13 protein-coding genes are annotated in these 19,592 nt (G+C 65.1%); 8 read left to right on the top strand and 5 right to left on the bottom strand.

All coding sequences use genetic code 11. From position 1 onward, the window contains the following. Positions 1-8: 8 nt before the first annotated feature. On the bottom strand, positions 9-2,876 hold the full coding sequence (locus AWB70_RS24610; protein WP_053568545.1) for a valine--tRNA ligase: 2,868 nt from the start codon (positions 2,874-2,876) through the stop codon (positions 9-11). A gap of 182 nt (positions 2,877-3,058) precedes the next feature. On the opposite strand from AWB70_RS24610, the gene AWB70_RS24605 reads away from it, so the two are divergent. From AWB70_RS24605 to AWB70_RS24585, 5 genes are all read left to right on the top strand, one after another. After that, on the top strand, positions 3,059-5,425 hold the full coding sequence (locus AWB70_RS24605) for a UvrD-helicase domain-containing protein (RefSeq protein WP_053568486.1): 2,367 nt from the start codon (positions 3,059-3,061) through the stop codon (positions 5,423-5,425). Further along, the gene (locus tag AWB70_RS24600; RefSeq protein ID WP_053568485.1) at positions 5,422-6,174 is read left to right on the top strand and encodes a 5'-methylthioadenosine/adenosylhomocysteine nucleosidase; all 753 of its coding nucleotides are present in this window, start codon (positions 5,422-5,424) and stop codon (positions 6,172-6,174) included. Before AWB70_RS24605 ends, AWB70_RS24600 begins: the two co-directional genes overlap by 4 nt. Positions 6,175-6,312: 138 nt before the next feature. After that, on the top strand, positions 6,313-6,564 hold the full coding sequence (locus AWB70_RS24595) for a hypothetical protein (protein WP_053568484.1): 252 nt from the start codon (positions 6,313-6,315) through the stop codon (positions 6,562-6,564). After that, the gene (locus AWB70_RS24590; protein WP_235024340.1) at positions 6,561-7,037 is read left to right on the top strand and encodes a hypothetical protein; all 477 of its coding nucleotides are present in this window, start codon (positions 6,561-6,563) and stop codon (positions 7,035-7,037) included. The genes AWB70_RS24595 and AWB70_RS24590 overlap by 4 nt, the downstream gene beginning before the upstream one ends. A gap of 139 nt (positions 7,038-7,176) precedes the next feature. Next, complete coding sequence (locus tag AWB70_RS24585; RefSeq protein WP_045450809.1) at positions 7,177-9,087, top strand: propionate--CoA ligase; 1,911 nt, start codon at positions 7,177-7,179, stop codon at positions 9,085-9,087. 18 nt (positions 9,088-9,105) lie between these two features. Here the strand turns inward: AWB70_RS24585 and AWB70_RS24580 are convergent, their stop codons facing one another. Both AWB70_RS24580 and AWB70_RS24575 read right to left on the bottom strand, forming a co-directional pair. Beyond that, positions 9,106-10,077: a fimbrial protein gene (locus AWB70_RS24580; RefSeq protein ID WP_053568483.1), complete on the bottom strand. Its 972-nt coding sequence runs from the start codon at positions 10,075-10,077 to the stop codon at positions 9,106-9,108. 334 nt (positions 10,078-10,411) lie between these two features. Continuing rightward, positions 10,412-11,671 carry an MFS transporter gene (locus AWB70_RS24575; protein ID WP_014191866.1) on the bottom strand — a complete coding sequence of 420 codons (1,260 nt, stop codon included), beginning with the start codon at positions 11,669-11,671 and terminating at the stop codon, positions 10,412-10,414. Between the two features lie 345 nt (positions 11,672-12,016). On the opposite strand from AWB70_RS24575, the gene AWB70_RS24570 reads away from it, so the two are divergent. Continuing rightward, positions 12,017-13,678 carry a methyl-accepting chemotaxis protein gene (locus AWB70_RS24570; RefSeq protein ID WP_053568482.1) on the top strand — a complete coding sequence of 554 codons (1,662 nt, stop codon included), beginning with the start codon at positions 12,017-12,019 and terminating at the stop codon, positions 13,676-13,678. A gap of 175 nt (positions 13,679-13,853) precedes the next feature. After that, a complete protein-coding gene (locus AWB70_RS24565; RefSeq protein ID WP_053568481.1) occupies positions 13,854-14,303 on the top strand; it encodes a hypothetical protein in 450 nt (149 codons plus the stop codon). A 29-nt stretch (positions 14,304-14,332) separates the two neighbouring features. Here the strand turns inward: AWB70_RS24565 and AWB70_RS24560 are convergent, their stop codons facing one another. Together AWB70_RS24560 and AWB70_RS24555 are read right to left on the bottom strand one after the other, a co-directional pair. Further along, positions 14,333-15,805 (bottom strand): HDOD domain-containing protein, encoded by a 1,473-nt coding sequence (locus AWB70_RS24560; RefSeq protein WP_053568480.1) that lies wholly within the window; start codon positions 15,803-15,805, stop codon positions 14,333-14,335. A 152-nt stretch (positions 15,806-15,957) separates the two neighbouring features. Beyond that, positions 15,958-17,820: a putative bifunctional diguanylate cyclase/phosphodiesterase gene (locus tag AWB70_RS24555; RefSeq protein WP_045450804.1), complete on the bottom strand. Its 1,863-nt coding sequence runs from the start codon at positions 17,818-17,820 to the stop codon at positions 15,958-15,960. A gap of 420 nt (positions 17,821-18,240) precedes the next feature. Between AWB70_RS24555 and AWB70_RS24550 the strand changes: the two genes are divergently transcribed. Continuing rightward, positions 18,241-19,539 carry an EAL and HDOD domain-containing protein gene (locus tag AWB70_RS24550; RefSeq protein WP_053568479.1) on the top strand — a complete coding sequence of 433 codons (1,299 nt, stop codon included), beginning with the start codon at positions 18,241-18,243 and terminating at the stop codon, positions 19,537-19,539. Positions 19,540-19,592: the final 53 nt, after the last annotated feature.

The raw sequence follows: 19,592 nt of genomic DNA, 5'->3' as shown, positions 1-19,592 counted from the left end.
CCTCCAATTCAGACAGGCAGACGCAATAATTGCGCCTGGAGCTTCTCGATAGTGGTTCCATATTCTGCCAGCCTTTTGCGCTCCTGTTCAACGACAGCGGCCGGCGCTTTTGCAACAAAGCTTTCATTACCGAGCTTGGCGTTACATTTTCCAATCTCGGCGTTCAGACGCTCCACTTCCTTCGTCAGACGCTCGCGTTCCGCAGCGACATCGATCTCGACTTTCAACACCAGCTTGCTGCTTCCGACGATCGCCACGGGCGCGCCGTGGGCTTCCTTGTCGAGAGCGGCTTCGTCGTCGATGATCTTCACGTCGGACAGGCGCGCGAGCGCGGCGACATACGGAGCGAATGCGGTAAGGCGCGCCGCGTCGCCGTGCGCGAGCAGCGGCACCTTCACCGCGGGCGACAGATTCATTTCGCCGCGCAGATTACGACATGCATCGATGACAGTCTTCAGTTCGGCGGCCCACTGTTCGGCGGATTCATCGATCTTTTTCTGCTCCGCGCGCGGATAAGCCTGCGTCATGATCGACGCTTCGCCCTCGTTGGCGCTCTGCGGGAAGGCGTCGGTCAACGGCGCGACCTTCTGCCACAACGCTTCCGTGATGAACGGAATGATCGGGTGCGCAAGACGCAGCACCGTTTCGAGCACGCGCAGGAGCGTGCGGCGCGTCGCGGTCTGCTGTTCCGGCGTGCCGGTCTGAATCTGCACCTTCGCGAGTTCGAGATACCAGTCGCAGTATTCGTCCCACACGAATTTGTAAATCGCGCTCGCGACGTTGTCGAATCGATAGTCCGCGAAGCCTTTCTCGACTTCCGCCTCCGTGCGCTGAAGCAGCGACACGATCCAGCGGTCCGCCTGCGAAAAGTCCGTATAGCCGCCGGGACCGCAATCGCCCGGCTTGCACGCGCCCGGATTCGCGAAGCCGCAATCGTGGCCTTCGCAATTCATCAGCACGAAACGCGTGGCGTTCCAGAGCTTGTTGCAGAAGTTGCGATAACCCTCGCAACGCGCGAGATCGAAGTTGACGTTGCGGCCGAGCGTGGCCATCGAGGCCATCGTGAAGCGCAGCGCATCCGTGCCGAACGCCGGAATGCCGTCGGGGAATTCCTTGCGCGTCTTCTTTTCGATCTGCGTGGCGGCCTTCGGATTCATGAGGCCCGTCGTGCGCTTCGCGACGAGCGCTTCGAGATCGATGCCATCGACGATATCGATCGGATCGAGCGTGTTGCCCTTGCTCTTCGACATCTTCTGGCCTTCGGCGTCGCGCACGAGGCCGTGCACGTAAACGGTGTCGAAGGGCACCTTGCCGGTGAAATGCGTGGTCATCATCACCATTCTGGCGACCCAGAAGAAGATGATGTCGAAGCCCGTCACCAGCACCGACGACGGCAGGAACGCCTTCAGTTCCTTTGTCTCGTTCGGCCAGCCGAGCGAGGAGAAGGGCACGAGCGCGGACGAGAACCACGTGTCGAGCACGTCTTCATCGCGCTTCAATGCGCCGGTGTAGCCTTGCGCGTCGGCTTCCGCGCGCGCTTCTTCCTCGGTCTTCGCGACGAAGATCTCGCCGTTCTCGCCGTACCACGCCGGAATCTGATGGCCCCACCAGAGCTGGCGCGAGATGCACCAGTCCTGGATGTTCTCGAGCCATTGATAGTACGTGGTCGTCCAGTTCTCCGGCACGAACTTGATCTGGCCGCTCTTCACGACATCGAGCGAGGTTTCCGTGATCGACTTGCCCGGATTGAACGTGCCCTCCGGCGCGGCCTTGCTCATCGCGACGAACCACTGGTCGGTGAGCATCGGCTCGATGACCACGTTGGTGCGATCGCCGCGCGGCACCATCAGCTTGTGCGGCTTCACGGAGTCGAGCAGGCCGAGCGCTTCGAGATCCTGCACGACGGCCTTGCGTGCTTCGAAGCGATCCATGCCGCGATACTTCGCCGGCGCGTTGTCGTTGATCTTCGCGTCGAGCGTGAGGATTTCGATCTGCGGCAGCTTGTGGCGCTGGCCGACGGCGTAGTCGTTGAAGTCGTGCGCGGGCGTGACCTTCACAACGCCGGTGCCGAACTCGCGATCGACATATTCGTCGGCGATGACCGGGATTTCGCGATCGCACAGCGGCAGCACCACCGTCTTGCCGATCAGATGCCGGTAACGCTCGTCTTCCGGATGCACCATCACGGCGACATCCCCAAGCATGGTTTCGGGGCGCGTGGTCGCCACGGTGAGATGTCCCGAGCCGTCCGGCAGCGGATACTGGATGTGCCACAGGCTGCCGTTCTCTTCCTCGCTCACGACTTCGAGATCGGACACCGCCGTGCCCAGCACCGGGTCCCAGTTCACGAGACGCTTGCCGCGGTAGATGAGCCCTTGCTTGTAGAGCGTGACGAAGACATCGCGCACGGCGGCCGACATCTTGTCGTCCATCGTGAAGTATTCGCGCGACCAGTCGATCGACGCGCCCAGGCGCCGCACCTGATTCGTGATGGTCGAGCCGGACTGCTGCTTCCACGCCCACACGCGCTTGAGGAACTCCTCGCGGCCGAGATCGTGGCGCGAGACGCCTTGCGCATCGAGCTGACGTTCGACGACGATCTGCGTTGCGATGCCCGCGTGGTCCGTGCCCGGCACCCACAGCGTGTTCTCGCCGAGCATGCGGTGATAGCGCGTGAGGCCATCCATGATGGTCTGATTGAACGCGTGCCCCATGTGCAGCGTGCCGGTGACGTTCGGCGGCGGCAACTGGATGGAGAAATTCTTCGCGCCTTCCTGGAATGTCGGCGCGGCGTAACCGCGCTTTTCCCATTCCGGGCCCCATTGGGACTCGATATTTTGAGGCTCGAAGCTCTTGGCAAGCGTGTTGTCGCTCATTGTGAAATCTGCCGAAAAAAGCGTGAAAAAATGCGAGGGAATCTCCAATTATAAGGTTCCCACACGCCGGACCGCCGTTTTCGGCCCCTAGTCGAAGAGGATGGGCAAAAACGCTGCCATCGGCGCGGTCTTATAATGGTCGGCCCGCCGATAGCGCCGTTTCTCCGTCGTCTGACTTTCCCATGCCCGACCTGCTCGCGAATCTGAACCCCGAACAACTCGCCGCCGTGACGCTGCCGAACGAGCCCGCGCTCATTCTCGCGGGCGCCGGCAGCGGCAAGACGCGCGTGCTCATTACGCGCATCGCGTGGCTGATCCAGCAGGGCTACGCGTCGCCGCCGACCGTGCTCGCCGTGACCTTCACGAACAAGGCCGCGCGCGAGATGATGGCGCGCCTGTCCGCCTTGCTGCCCATCGATACGCGCGGCATGTGGATCGGCACCTTTCACGGCCTGTGCAACCGCATGCTGCGCGCGCATTACCGCGACGCCGGCCTGCCGCAGACTTTCCAGATTCTCGACACATCGGACCAGCTTTCGGCCATCAAGCGGCTGATGAAGGGCCTGAACGTCGACGACGAAAAGTATCCGGCGAAGAACCTCCAGTACTTCATCAACAACGCGAAGGAGCAGGGTCTGCGTCCGAAAGACGTCGATGCCACCGACGCGTTCAATCGCAAGTTCGTCGAGCTTTACGAAGCCTACGACCAGCAATGCCAGCGCGAAGGCGTGGTGGATTTTCCGGAACTGCTGTTGCGCTGTCATGAACTGCTTGCGCACAATCTGCCGCTGCGCGCGCATTATCAGGCGCGTTTCCGCAATATTCTCGTCGACGAGTTTCAGGACACGAACAAGCTGCAATACGCGTGGCTGAAGCTGCTCGCGGGCGAGCACAACGCGATCTTCGCCGTGGGCGACGACGACCAGTCCATTTACGCGTTCCGTGGCGCGAACGTCGGCAACATGCGCGATTTCGAGAACGAATTCCGCGTGCGCAATCTCATCAAGCTGGAGCAGAACTACCGCTCGCACGGCCATATTCTCGACACGGCGAACTATCTGATCGCGAACAACGCGCGGCGGCTCGGCAAGAATCTGCGCACCGACGCGGGCCACGGCGAGCCGGTGCGCGTCTACGAGGCCGCGACGGATTCGCAGGAAGCGGGCTGGATCGTCGAGGAAATCAAGGCGCTCATCAACACGGGCGTTGCACGCGGCGAGGTCGCGGTGCTGTACCGGAGCAACGCGCAGTCGCGCACGATCGAACATACGCTCGTGAACGCGGGCATTCCGTATCGCGTGTATGGCGGTTTGCGCTTTTTCGAGCGTCAGGAAGTGAAGCACGCGCTCGCGTATCTGCGCCTCATCGACAACCCGAACGATGACACCGCGTTCGCGCGCGTTGTCAATTTCCCGACGCGGGGCATCGGCGCGCGTTCCATCGAGCAGGTGGCGGACGCCGCGCGTCTCTATAACTGTTCGATGGCCGCCGCCGTGCCGTATGTCACCGGCAAGGCGGGATCGAGCCTCGGCGCGTTCGCGACGCTCATCGCGAAGATGCGCGCCGAGACGCAGCAGATGAGCCTGCCCGAAACGGTCGAATACGTCGTGCGCGCGAGCGGTCTCGCCGCGTTCTACGAAACCGAGCGCGAAGGGCAGGACCGGCTGGAGAACTTGCAGGAACTCGTGAACGCGGCGGCGGCGTTCGTCAGCGAAGAAGGCTACGGCCTCGACACGCCCGCGCGTTCGATTCCGTTGCGCCCCGGCGCGACGGCCGCGCCCGAGATCGTCAGCGAGGACGGCGAGATCGAAGTGCTCGATGCGCCGACCATCACCGATCCCGCGCAAAACCCCGACACCATGACGCCGCTCGCCGGTTTCCTGTCGCACGCCTCGCTCGAAGCCGGCGACAACCAGGCGCAAGCCGGCCAGGACGCTGTGCAACTGATGACCGTGCACGCGGCGAAGGGCCTCGAATTCACGGCGGTGTTCATCACCGGTCTCGAAGAAGGGCTGTTCCCGCACGAGAACAGCGCGCAGGAATCGGACGGGCTGGAGGAAGAGCGCCGTCTCATGTACGTGGCGATCACGCGCGCGAAGGAGCGGCTTTATCTGTCGTTCGCGCAAAGCCGCATGCTGCATGGGCAGACGCGCTACAACATCCGTTCCCGTTTCTTCGACGAACTGCCCGAAGGCTCGCTCAAATGGCTCACGCCGAAGATGGAAGCGGGCGCGCGCTGGGGCGGCCGTTCGGACAACGCCGGCTGGGGCCGCGACTGGTTCGCGCGTCCGGGACAGGAACGCGGCGGCGCCGCGGGCTATGCGCGCGATCAGGGCGCGAGCGCTGCGCTGCCGTCGTTCGCCAACGAGCAGCGCGCCGCCGATGCGGGCTTCAAGGTCGGCCAGGCGGTCTTCCACACGAAGTTCGGCGAAGGTACCGTGACCGCGCTCGAAGGCTCCGGCGGCGATGCGCGCGCCCAAGTGCGCTTCAAGCGCCACGGCGAGAAATGGCTCGCGCTCTCGGTCGCGAAACTGCAGGCCGTCGAATGAAGCGGCTCGGCATCATGGCGGCGTTGCCGCAGGAGCTGGGCGATCTGATCGCGCAGATGCGCGCGGCGGGCGAAGTGCGCACCGTCACGCTCGGCCGGCGCGATTATTACGTCGGCGACGCGCACGGCTTGCCTGTCGTCGTGACGCTCGCGCGCATCGGCAAGGTGGCGGCGGCCGCGACGGCGAGCGCGCTGATCCACGTTTTCGAGGCCGATGCGATCGTCTTCACGGGCGTCGCGGGCGGCGTGCGGGCCGACGTGCAGGTGGGCGATATCGTCGTCGCGGACGCGCTGATGCAGCACGATCTCGACGCATCGCCGCTCTTTCCGCGCTTCGAGGTGCCGCTGCTGGACCGTTCGCACTTTCACGCCGACCGCGCCTTTTCCGATGCGCTCGCCGCCGCTGCCGACGCGTTCATCGCCGAGGCGGGCCGCGCGCTGTCGGCGCGTTTCGCGGTGAACGCGCCGCGCGTGCATCGCGGGCTCATCGTGAGCGGCGATCGCTTCATCGCGAGCCATGACGCGCTCTTCGCCCTGCGCGACGCATTGCCGGACGCGCTCGCCGTCGAGATGGAAGGGGCGGCCATCGCGCAGGTCTGCTACGAGCACGACGTGCCGTGCGCGGTCGTGCGCACCATCTCCGATACCGCCGACGCCGCCGCGCCCGCGTCGTTCGCCGAATTCCTCACCTCGATTGCCGCGACGTATTCGTCGGGCATTTTGTCGCGCTTCCTGCGCGCCCGCGCCTGACGCGGTCCAAAACCTTGCCGTGACGAGGAATCATCGATAAGGCGCGCGCTCCGGCGCGCTTTTTCTTCTCTTGTAAGTGAGAATGATTCTCAATACAATGAGCATCACGAATGGAGGACCGACATGAGGAGGGCCGACATGACCACCGAATCCGACGCGCGCACGCGCGGCCCGCAAGGCGAGACGCGCGCGATCGCTGCGAACGCGGCGAAGGTGCTCGAAACGACGCGCCGCGCCTGGGGCGATTCATCCGCCGCGCCCACGCCCGCGCCGAAGCAGGACAAGCGCCGTGCGCCGCGCGCGTTGCCGAAACGGCGCGTCGTGCCGCGACGATCCCGCTGGCCGAGTCTCATTGCCGCGCTCAACTACTGGAGCCCGAAACCACTGTGAACGAAGTGACCGCCGCCGACCTGTTCCCGACATCGACTTCCGCGCCAGCGCTCGATGCGCGCCTCTTCGACACGAGCCGTTTCCCGCTCGTGCGCGTGCGCCCGCGCGCCGTGAAGCCCGGCTATGCATTCGCGTGGAGCGCGCAGATGCGCCGCCTCGTGAAGCTCGGGACGCCTTTCGTGCTGGTGGCCGAGCACGACGAAAGCGAATCCGCCGACGACGCGCGCCTGCGCGCCGCGTGGATGCGCACCCATCGCCCGACGCTCGCCGCCTGCTGCCGCGGAATGATCGTGATCGAGCCGCGCATCGAGGCGCGTGCGACGACGCGCGAAACGCTGCGCGCGCTGACCGAGGGCAGCGGCGTGCGCACGGTCGTCGTGTCGAGCATGCGGGTTGCGGGCGAACTCGTGCCCGTGCTGCTGAAGCACACGGCATCCGCTGACCATGCCGCCGCGCGCACGCGGGCGCTGTAAAACGCCGATCAGGGCGTCCCCTGTCTAGCCGCGTCCGGTGGCCTGCTCTATGCTGTGTCGGCCAGCGTTGGCGCTGTAGCGCTGACTCTGGCCCCATGCACCGCTAAGGCCCGTCAACGCCGCTTTGCAGAGGACGCGCATGCCGACTTACCGAGAAGCGTATCGCCGCTCGATCGACGAACCCGAAGCGTTCTGGGCCGAACAGGCCCGCCGCATCCATTGGCAGACACCGTTCGACGCCGTGCTCGACGCGAGCCATCCGCCGTTCGCGCGCTGGTTCGTCGGCGGTAAAACGAATCTGTGCCATAACGCGGTGGACCGGCATCTCGCCACGCGCGCGCAACAGGATGCGCTCGTGTATGTCTCGACGGAAACGGGCATCGAGCGCCATTACACCTATGCGGAGCTGCATGCCGAAGTGAACCGCATGGCGGCGGTCATGCGTTCGCTGCACGTGAAGAAGGGCGACCGCGTGCTGATCTATCTGCCGATGATCCCCGAAGCGCTGTTCGCGATGCTCGCGTGCGCGCGCATCGGCGCGATCCATTCGGTCGTGTTCGGCGGCTTCGCGGCGCCGAATCTCGCGGCGCGCATCGACGATGCCGAGCCCGCGCTCATCGTCACCGCCGACGCCGGCGCGCGCGCGGGCAAGGTAATCGACTACACGCCGCTCGTCGACGAGGCGTTGTCGCGCGCCGAATACAAGGTGCCGCAAGTCTTGCTGATCGACCGGCAGCTTGCGCCCGAGCGTCTGCAGGCGAGCTATCTCGTCGCCTACGAGCCGCTGCGCGAACAGTTTTTCGATGCCCACGTGCCCTGCGAATGGCTCGAATCGAACGAGCCTTCCTACATTCTCTACACCTCCGGCACGACGGGCCGCCCGAAAGGCGTGCAGCGCGATGTGGGCGGCTACGCGGTCGCACTCGCCGCGTCGATGGAGCATATCTTTCAGGGCGCGCCGGGCGACACGATGTTCACGGCATCGGACGTCGGCTGGGTCGTCGGGCACAGCTACATCATCTATGCGCCGCTGATCGCGGGTCTGACGACCGTGATGTACGAAGGCACGCCGATTCGCCCCGATGGCGGCGTCTGGTGGCGGCTCGTCGAGCAGTACAAGATCAACCTGATGTTCACCGCGCCGACCGCGATCCGCGTGCTCAAGAAACAGGACCCGGCGTTGATGGAGAAGTACGACCTGTCGAGCCTGCGCACGCTCTTTCTCGCGGGCGAGCCGCTCGACGAGCCGACCGCGCAATGGATCCAGAGCGCGCTGAAGAAGCCCGTCATCGACAATTACTGGCAGACGGAAACCGGCTGGCCGATGATCGCGATACCGCGCGGCATCGAGGAATTGCCGTCGAAGCTCGGCTCGCCGGGCGTGCCGTCGATGGGCTTCGACCTCAGGCTGCGCAACGAGGCGACCGGCGACGAATGCGCGCCGGGCGAGAAGGGTGTCGTGACGCTGGGCTATCCGTTGCCGCCGGGCTGCATGCAGACCGTGTGGCGCGACGACAAGCGCTTTGTCTCCACGTACTGGCAGAGCGTGCCGGGCCACGAGGTCTATTCGACGTTCGACTGGGGCGTGCAGGACGAAGACGGCTACGTGTCGATTCTCGGCCGCACCGACGATGTGATCAATGTCGCCGGGCATCGGCTCGGCACGCGCGAGATCGAGGAGGCGCTGTCGGCGCATCCGGCGGTGGCGGAGGTGGCCGTCGTCGGCATCGCGGATGCGGTGAAGGGGCAGGCCGCGGCGGCCTTCGTGGTGCTGCGCGACGCGGACCGTATCAACGCGCCCGGCGCGCGCGAAGGGCTCGAAGCGGAGCTCTGTCACGCGGTGGATTCGCAGCTCGGCGCGATCGCGCGTCCATCGAGAGTCCATTTCGTGACGATGCTGCCGAAGACGCGGTCCGGCAAGCTGCTGCGAAGGGCGATCGCCGCGCTCGCGGAAGGGCGCGATCCGGGCGAGTTGCCGACGATCGAAGACCCAGGGGCGCTGATGCAGGTCAGGGAGGCGCTGGGCGACGCGCGACAGGGCAAGGCATGACGAACACAACGTCGCGCGTCATTGATAGTTCAATGTGAACACGGCCGTTGCGCGCACGGTGCCTGCCGTGACGGCAGTGGCGCCCGTCCGGACGTATTGAGTGAAGAAGGGGAACGACATGTTTCCCGTCGTGCTGGACGTCAGCATGAGCGGCGAATCGAGCGTGATGGGCGTCTGCGTGGCGTCGAGCAATTGCACGCCGATGGACTGTGCCGTGCCGGCGTTTCCCAATGCGCTCGCAATACCGGACGATCCGGATGTCGAGCTGAACACCACCCAGACCTTCACGCCTGCCTGGCAACTGAGACCCAGTGAAAATGACGTCCTCGCCGCCGTCGAGCCGACGGCGGGAAACGCCGAGGGACTGACGGTCGCCAGCGTGATCGTCTGATTCGCGGTCGCCGCGGTGACGTTGCAGGTGATCGCCGTGACGGGCGTGTTGTTCGGCACGGACATCGTATAGGCGCCGTCGTTCAGCGGCACGCCCGTGTTGAGTACGCCGGAATAGTAGATTGCGCCCACCAGCAACCCGGACGACACCGTGCCGGTTTTCACGAGTTCGAACGACGCCGTGAAGGTGTAGCGGCCGTCCGCGCCGACGTAGCCCAGAACGGAAGTCATCGAGCAGCCGCCAGTTCCAGAGAGAGGATTTCCGTTGGAGTCGCGCATTCTCATGCCGACGCCCGCCACGTTTGTCGGGTAGACGCCGGACATGCCGGACACTTCGGTACCGCTGCCCGGGCAAGCAACGATAGGCTTGCCGAACACGCCGCTCGATACGCACTTTCCCACGACAGTGAAGGCCTTCACCGTGCCCGGAATGACGTCGCCCACGGCGACCGTGCTCGAGACCGCCACGGAGCCGTAACTGAACACCGCGGGCATGCCGCTCGACGCGGTGCAGTCCGCTCGCGCCTCACCGATCGAACAGGCCGGCAATGCGAGCAACACGAGAATACGAAACAGGCCGAGCCAATCCGTTCGCGTCATTGTTACGTTCTGTGAAGTGAGCGGAGCCGATGTTTCGCCGCGTTTCATTGGAGACGACGGTCGTCATCGCGTGAGCATCGGCACTGCCGGCCTTGCGCGGCCAGTGTGCAGCAGTATAGGAAACAGCGGTGATTTCAGAAAGACGCGCGCGTGGGCACAATGCCGCTGTTCTTTCCTGGAATGAAAATGATACGTAGGGCTAACTTATGAAGGCTGCTTCATGTCTTGCCGTTACACCGACGCTGCCGATCATCGAAGATGAAACGCGTCACAAAGCAAAACGCCCGGCCGATTCAATCGACCGGGCGCATCGCCCATCCAGACCGCAATAACCTCAAGCCTTCGCCGGCGTCTCCTGCGTCTTCGGCAACACCACCGTCAGCACGCCGAGCAGCGGCAGGAACGAACACACCTTGTACACGTAATCGATGCTCGTGGTGTCGGCGAGATGCCCGAGCACCGCCGCGCCCACGCCGCCCATGCCGAACGCGAAGCCGAAGAAGAGGCCCGCCACCATCCCGACCTTGCCGGGAATCAGCTCTTGCGCATAAACGAGAATCGCCGAGAACGCCGAAGCCAGCACGAGCCCGATGATCACCGACAAGACGCCCGTCCAGAACAGATTCGCATAAGGCATCAAAAGCGTGAACGGCGTGACGCCGAGAATCGACACCCAGATCACGGACTTGCGTCCGACCTTGTCGCCCACCGGCCCGCCGATGATCGTGCCCGCCGCCACCGCCGCGAGAAACACGAACAGATGAATCTGCGCAGCCTGCACCGACAGGCCGAACTTGCTGATCAGATAGAACGTGAAGTAACTCGTGATGCTCGCGAGATAGAAGTACTTCGAGAACACGAGCAGCACCAACACGCTCATCGCCATGATGACCTTGTTGCGTGGCAGCGTCGCGTGCGCGACCTGCTTGCGGCCCTTCTTCGTCGCCGGATGGCGCTTGTACCAGCGGCCGATGTTAGCCAGCACGAACATCGCGACGAGCGCCGCCGCCGAGAACCACGCGATGCTCTTCTGCCCGTGCGGAATCACGATCAGCGCGGCGAGCAAGGGCCCCAGCGACGAGCCCGCGTTGCCGCCCACCTGAAACAGCGACTGCGCGAGACCGTGCTTGCCGCCCGAGGCCATGCGCGCGACCCGCGACGACTCCGGATGAAACACCGACGAGCCGCAGCCTACGAGCGCCGCCGCGATGAGCAGCGTGCCGAAGTTGCCCGCGACCGACATCAGCAGCAGGCCCGACAAGGTGAAGCCCATGCCCACCGGAAGCGAATACGGCTTCGGATGCTTGTCCGTATACAGCCCGACGAGCGGTTGCAGTAGCGACGCAGTGATCTGATACGTCAGCGTGATCAGGCCGATCTGCCCGAACGAGAGCGCGAACTCGCTCTTGAACATCGGGTAGATCGCGAGAATCAGCGACTGGATCATGTCGTTCAGCAGGTGCGAGAAGCTGATCGCGCCTAGCACGGAATACACGGTGCGTTGTTGCGTGGCCGTGCCCGCGGAACCTGCGGCGGAAGCGCCGGCCGCTGCGCCGGAAGGCGACAAAGCGCCCTTGTCGATGCTCGTTTGCATAGTGGATGGCTGATGAAGAAAGCGGAAAACCGTCTCGGATTTCGATTTATTTGTCCCCGCGATTTATGCGTGGACTGAATTTCTGACAAGTTTAGGCTGTCCTTTGCGGGTTGTCCTGCCAAGCTTTGTCGCGAATCGGACAGCTTTCGCCGCGTTGCGAACAGCGAATTCCATTGATACGACGAATTTTGGCCGGTTATAACCGAACGTAGCGGGCGAACGTCTGTTCGCGCGCCAATTAAAGCGGCTCAAGAAGCCGAAAAACCTGCCGTACTACCGGCGGGGACCAGACCACGGATGCGCCGCACGACGGCTGAGTCCGCAGATCAAAATCGGGGAAGATCGATGAAACTGTTTTCGCTTCGCGGCGCCAAGGACGCGGGCTTCGTAGCGCAGGCCGAGGCCGCGCCCGCACGACTCGACGCCCGCACGACGGGCACACGCGCGCTGTCCGTCAAGGCATCGCTGAGACTCGCGTTCGGGCTCGTGCTCGCGGGCACGCTCGGCATCGGCGCGATTTCGCTCACGCAGATCAGCCGTCTGAACGGCGCAACCGAATCGATCTACACGCAGGGCTATGTCGCGAGCCGCGCGGCGGAGGAAACGCGCGGTTATCTGCTGCGCGCGAGCCGCTCGCAAAAGATGCTGCTCACCGCGACCACCGCCAAGGAACGCGACGATCTCGGCGCGCAGGTCGAGCAGGCGCTCGCGGATATCGGCCGCGAACAGACGCAGCTCGCGCAATACATCGATCACGCGGATCAGGATGCGCCCGCGCAGCAAAAGCGCTTTGCCGCCGCGCTCGCAACGTGGAGCAAGAACCTGCGCACGTTCGTCACGCTCGTGAAGGAACAGCCGCTTGATCTGTCGCAGATGAACTGGCAAGTCGGCACGCAGGACGTGTCGCTGCTCGTCGAAACCGGCAAGCTCGAAAAGATGGTCGATGAGCTCGTCGCGCGCCGCGGGGCGGCCGCCAAGGCCACGATCGATTCCGCGTCGTTCATCTTCCATTCGTCGTTCGTGATGGTGTCGGCGCTCACGCTCGCGTTGTTCGCGCTCGCCATCGTCGTGTCCGAATGGGTCGTGCGCCGGCTCGCGGGACAGCTCGGCGGCGAGCCCGGCTACGCGAAGGACATCGCGCGGCGCATCGCGGCGGGCGATCTCGCGCACGAGATCAGGCTCAAGCGCCGCGACGACGCCAGCATGCTGCACGCGCTCGCCGAAATGCGGGCGGGTCTCTCGGCCACCGTCGGCGATATCGCGGCGAGCGCCGAGGCCATCGCGTCGGCATCGAGCGAAATTTCCACCGGCAACGTCGACCTGTCGCGCCGCACCGAAGAGCAGGCCGTCGCGCTCGAAAAGACCGCGGCCAGCATGGAGCAGCTCACCTCGACGGTGCGCCAGAACGCCGACAACGCCAAGCAGGCGAGCACGCTGGCCGCGAGCGCCTCGGAGATCGCGGAGAAGGGCGGCGCGGTCGTGGGCCGCGTCGTCGAGACGATGCAGCGTATCGACGCGAGCGCGAAGAGCATCGGCGACATCATCGGCGTGATCGAGGGCATCGCCTTCCAGACCAACATCCTCGCGCTCAATGCGGCGGTCGAAGCGGCGCGCGCGGGCGAGCAGGGACGCGGCTTCGCGGTCGTCGCGGGCGAGGTGCGCGGACTCGCGCAGCGGTCGTCGTCGGCGGCCAAGGAGATCAAGGCCTTGATCGACACCTCCGTGTCGCGCGTGTCGGATGGCTCGACCTACGCGCAGGAAGCCGGCGCCACGATGGACGAAGTCGTGAAGGCCGTGCGCCGCGTCACGGACATCATGGGCGAGATCTCGGCGGCGTCGGCCGAGCAGAAGACGGGCATCGAATCGATTGGCGACGCCGTGACCAAGATGGATGCGAACACGCAGCAGAACGCCGCACTCGTCGAAGAGGCGGCGGCTGCCGCGCAATCGCTCGACGATCAGGCGCGCGCGCTGAAAACGCTCGTCGGGAAATTCCAGTTGGCCTGAGGCAAAACATCGGGATAGAATCGCGGACGGGCGCGGCAGGGCGCCCGGTCTCGCGAAAGTCTTACGCACCTGCCACGCAGTTCATCGAGCGCATCGAGCGCATCGACTCTGGATCGAACCGCAACGTCGAACCTTTTCAGCCGCAGCGAGAACGGCGCAACAAAGGAACAACGTCATGTGGTCTACATCCTGTCCGGTCTCTTCTTCCATTTCCGTTTCCAATAGCGACTATCTGCGCGAACACGCGCGGCGTCTGCTTCGCCACGCCCGCGAAGGCGACACGAGCGCCGCGATGCCCGTGCTGCGCCGTCTGCTCGCCGCGCGGATCACACGCGCCGAGCGTCTCGCCGACCTGCACGCGATACGCGGCGAACTTCAACTGAAGCATCTCCTCGCGATGCTCGCAGCCGAGCTCGGCTACGCCAGTTGGGACGTCTGCCAGGCCGATATCGATGCGCAAGCGGGCGCAATCATCGATCGCTATCGGCTCGACGCCGGCGCGTTCAACGACTTCGAAAAGAACTGGTTTGCGAACGAGAGGGAAGCGCGCGAGTGGCAGCGCGAACACGGCGGCTATATCGTGCGATACGGCGAGCAGGCCGTGGCGATTCTAAAGCGGGAGTAGGGGGAGTTTGCGCGCAGGAGGGAAGCCGGTCAGATCAGCTCGACTTCCTTCCAGTTCGCGCTATAAAAAAAACGGCTGAGTTCCTTCGTGAGCTCGTTGAGCGCGCTCATTTCAGGCGGCGAGATCTTGCGCACGTGCTGCGGCAGGGTCCAGTCGCCGTAGATCAGCGCGACGGTGGAATCGCCCGATTTCACCGGCAGCAGCACGAACGCCTGCGCCTCGCCGAGCGTGTCCTTGTACCAGCGCGGCAGGCGTGCGTCGATGCGCGCATCGCGGGCGTTTTCGATGAAGATGCCGACCGGATTCGTGATCGCAAGATGAAACACGTCGGGCCGGAATTCGGCGGAAAAACGCAGTTGCTGCATCATGGGCTCGACGCCCGCGCCGAGACCGAGACGCGCGTGGAACTCGTTGTTGGCCTGCCGCACGAAGATGACGGTGCGCGACAGATGCAGGCTGCCGAGTATCGATTCCGACGCCATCGCGAGCGCGGGCGCCAGCGCGTTTTTCGATGGCAGCGAGCGCAGATCCTCGACGCTCGCGCCGATGCGCGCTTCCGCCGATATGTTCGCGCGCGCCATGGCGTCGGCGTTCGCCTGGAGCTCGGAAATCTCGCGGATCACGCCGTCGCTCGCTTCCTCGTTGGCGAGCGCGAGGCTCATCGCCATGAGCGTCTCGGCGTCGGTGGAAAGCGGGCCGCTGTAACGGTTCGAGATGTCGAAGACGAGCGACTCGCGGCCGTCCACAGCCACGTTCTGGGCGGTGAGGGCGTCGGCGACTTCGGTCGAATAGTTGGAGATCGCGCGCAGCCAGCGCACGTGCTTCGGCACGGTTTCGTCGACGGGCGCGTTCGGATCGGTTGCGCGCATGCCTTCGCGGATCGTCTCGGGCAGCCGCCAGCGGTCCGCCGCCTCCAGCCCGATTTCGTCGAACGTCACGCCGAGCAGCGCCGCGCACGCCGCGCTGTCCGGAATGTTTTCCGTGGCCGCCTTGCGCCGCAACTGATCCCACTCGTGCTCGAGATAGAACGCCACGAGCAGCTTGCCGATCTGCCGCATCAGCGTGCAGACGACGGCTTCCTCGGCGGAGCGCAGATCCTTGTGCTCGGTGAGCTGGCGCGCGACCGCGCCCGAGAGCAGCGTGCGGTTGAGTTCGAGCTTCGCGTCGATACGGCGTGGCGCGCTCTGATGAAAGTGATCGACGAGCTTCAGTCCGACGACGAGATGCCCGACCGCATCCATGCCGAGCACCATCAACGCGCGTGTGACCGTGGTGATATTGCCGCCGAACGCGATGTACATCGCCGAATTGGCGAGGCGCAGCACCTTCTGCGTGAGGCCGACGTCCGACAGCACGACTTGCACGAGGGACGTGAAGTCGAGGTCGTCGTCGCTCATCGCGGAGACGGTCGTGCGCAGCGCCTGGGAAAGCATGGGGAAGTCCCCGCGCTCGCTCATGCGCGACCACAACTTGTCCAATAGTTCGGCCTTGGTGCGTGCCATTGCTAGAAATTAGAACCCTGCTTGCTTTTTCCGGATACGCGACGGCCAACCCGAGGCGATCCAGCAATTCACTCCAGCGCCCAACAACGAAAGATACACGTTATTAGGGGTTTACGGCGCGTTGCTCGATTAGAACACGAACACTCGTCCACTCATATTGACTCGTGCAACACGAGCGAGTGCGACTGGAACGAGCGCGCCAGCTCGTCCGACGGTAATGCATGGCTGATGAGCCAGCCCTGAATATGATCGCAGCCGAGGTCGGCGAGCAAATCGCGCTGCGCCTCGGTTTCGACGCCTTCAGCCACCAGCTCCAGTTCGAGCGATTGCGCGAGCCCGACCACCGCGCTCACGATCGCGCGGTTGTTGCGGGACGTAATCAGGTTCTCGACAAAGCTGCGGTCGATCTTGAGCTTCGAAAGCGGAAAACGTTGTAAATAGGCGAGGCTCGAATAGCCCGTGCCGAAATCGTCGACGGCGAAGCGAATGCCGATCGACGTCAGCGCTTCGAGCAGCCGCGTGGCTTCTTCCGGATCGTGCATCAGGAGGCTCTCGGTGATCTCGAACACGAGCCGCCGCGCCTCGATGCCGGTGAGCGCGAGCGCTTCCTTCACCGCGGCGGTGAAACGTTTGTCGCGGAACTGCTGCGGCGACACGTTGACCGAAACGTAATCGAGCCGGATGCCGATCGCGTCCCACTGCATGATCTGCATGCACGCGGCCTTCAGCACCCAGTTGCCGAGATAGTTGATGAGGCCGATCGATTCCGCGAGCGGAATGAACGTCGACGGCGGCACGAGCCCGTGCACCGGATGATTCCAGCGCATCAACGCTTCCACGCCGACCACCGCGCCCGTGCGGATCTTGGTGATCGGCTGGAAGTAGAGCGAAAACTCGCCGTTGCGCACGGCTTCGTACAGGTCGGCTTCGAGCTTCAGGCGCTCGGCGTCGGCGGGGTCGTCGTCGAGCGTGTGGAAGACGAGCGCGTTGCCGCCGGATTCCTTGGCCTGCGCGAGCGCCTGATCGGCCATGCGCAACAGGCTCGTCTGCACGCCGCTGCGCGCGTTCTTGCCCGGCTGATCCGGATACAGCGCGACGCCCACGCTCGCCGACAAATGCGTGTGTTGCCCGCGATGCCGGTACGGCTGCGCGATCGCGGTGAGCAGGCGCCGCCCGAGACTCTCGGCGAGTTCGGGCGTGGTGCCGGGGGGCAGCAGCACGGCGAACGAGTCGCCGGCCACGCGCGCGACGCGCTCGCCGTGTCCGGCCGTGTGCTGGATGCGGCGCGCGGTCTCGCGCAGCAGTTCGTCGCCGGCGTCGTAGCCGAGCGCGCGGTTGATGCGCTGGTAATCGTCGATATCGAGCAGCACGAGGCCCGCGTGCGTGCGCGTGAGCTCGGCTTGCGCCTGCGCCGCGGCGATTGCGTCCCTCAGCGAGACGAGATTTTCGAGGCCCGTGAGCGCGTCGTGATTGAGCGTGTGCACGAGCGATGCTTCGCGCTCGCGCCAGTGCGCGACGTCGAAGGCGGCGAGCGCGAATCCGGGCGTGCCGCGCGAGGCGGTCGAGACGAGCCGCAGCTCCACGCAGAGCGGATAGGTCAGCGACTTCACGACGGTCAGCGTCGCCGATTCGAGCTTGCCGCTCGCGCGCGCCCGGGCGACGAGCGCGTGCAGTTCGTCCGCTTCCTCGGAGGCGACGAGATCGTGCAGCGTCAGCATGCTCAGATAGTCGCGGTGATAGCCGATGAACTCGATGCTCGCGTCCGACACATACTGGAAGCGCAGCGCGTCGTCGAGCTGCGCGAGGAAATCGACGGCGCCGAGCGTGGCTTCGGGCACGCCGGGCAGAACGGGCGTGGCCGGAGCGGCAGCGGCGGGCGGCTGCGGCTCTTCGAAAGGCGCGTCGAGCTCGCGCTCCGGCAGCGCGCGCTTGGCGCCCGGCCAGACGCGGGCGAGCGCATCGAGCGCGATGCGCCACGGTGCGCGGCGGGAGACGTTGATCCGATTCGCTTGCATGGTCTCGTAGGGGTTTCGGGCGGCAGCGCTCGCTTAGTCGGCGAGTCGGCGCGCGGAACGCGCCGTGTGCTGGTTTCGGGCGGTTCCGGCCGGGACGTGCCGTAACGGGCGCGGCACGCTCTATCAGGCGATTTATCGGCGCGCGGCGCCAAATCTTTAGACGTTAGCGCGGTGCGCGCAATCGATCTCGTGCGCCGACTTGTCCATGAATTGTCGAGTTTCGTAACATGTCGTCTGGCGAATTCGGTTACAGTGGCGCGTTTCGAGCGGAACGGTTCCGCGCCCGTTGCATGCACCATGCGGGGGCATCGCCGGGCTTTGCTCATCAGAATTCGTCCGACTCGTTCGTCTCATGATCGAATCCTTTACACCGCCGGCGGCCGCGTGCGCGCCGCAAAGCACGTCCGGGCCGTTCCCGCCATGCCCCATTCATCCCTGAAGCGCGCATCGTCCATGAAGCGCGGACCGAGCGTCTATGTCGGACGGCAGCCGATTCTCGACGTCGACGGCGCGCTCGTCGCCTACGAGCTGCTCTTTCGCGACAGCCCCGACAACCGCGCCCGCGTGCACGACGACGTGCAGGCGACTGCGCATGTCGTCGCGCGCACGGTCGGGGAGATCGGCGTGCCGGCGGTGCTCGGGCCGCACCCGGGCTACGTGAACATGAGCCGCGAGCTTCTGTTCGACGACATCGTCCATATCATGCAGCCCGAGCGCTTCGTGCTGGAGCTGCTGGAGAACATCACCTTCGACGAAGCGCTCTTCAAGCGCTGCGCCCAGTTGCGCAACGCGGGCTTTCGCTTCGCACTCGACGACGTGGTGCGCCTCGACGATGCGCTGCTCGCCGCGCTGCCCTCGGTGGATATCGTCAAGGTCGATTTTCTCGTGGCGGACCGTGACCATCTGCCGGAACTCGCGGCGGCGGTGAAGCGGCGCGGCAAGCTGCTCGTGGCCGAGAAAGTCGAGACACGCGACGATTTCGCGCAGGCCAGGCAGCTCGGCTTCGATTTCTTCCAGGGCTATTTCTTCGCGCGGCCGCAAGTGCTCTCGGCGCGGCGCGCGAGCCCCGCGCGCGGCTCGCTGCTGCGCCTCATGGCCGTGCTTGCCGGCGAGCCGGGCATGCGCGAGCTCGAAGCCGAACTCAAGCGCAATCCGGACATCGTCGTGCAACTGATGCGGCTCGCGAATTCGAGCGCGCAGACGCGCGGGCGGCGCGTGTCGTCGCTGCGCGAGGCGATCGCGGCAACCGGCACGCGCCAGTTGATGCGCTGGGCGCAACTGCTGCTCTACGCGGACGGCCGCGGCCTGCCGTGGCGCTCCGACCCGCTGCTGCAACTCGTCGGCACGCGCGCGCGCTTTCTGGAACTCGCGGCCGTGCTGCTGCGCCCCGACGACGAAGCGTTCTCCGACGCCGCGTTCATGACCGGCATCTTCTCGCTCGTGCACGTGGTGCTCGACATGCAGCCGGCGGAAATTCTGGATAAGCTGCATCTGGCGGCGGAAATCCGCGCGGCGATTCTCACGGGCGATGGGCCGCTCGGCGCGCTGCTTGGCATCGCGCGGGCGGCGGAGCGGGGCGATGCGCCCGCCATCGACGCGAGCCGCCACGCGCATGCCGCGCTCGACCTGCTCACGCCCGCTGTGCTGGCGAAGTTGCAGTTCGACGCGGCGGCCTGGTTCGCCGAGCATCGCATGGATCACGGCGCGGACGAAGCGTGAGGCAGGCGCGCGCTCGCGCCGCACGAACGAAGTCCACGAACGAAGTCATGAAA

The organism is Caballeronia cordobensis (genome assembly GCF_001544575.2).
GTDB classification, from domain to species: domain Bacteria; phylum Pseudomonadota; class Gammaproteobacteria; order Burkholderiales; family Burkholderiaceae; genus Caballeronia; species Caballeronia cordobensis.
This window is presented reverse-complemented; position numbering and strand designations above follow the sequence as displayed.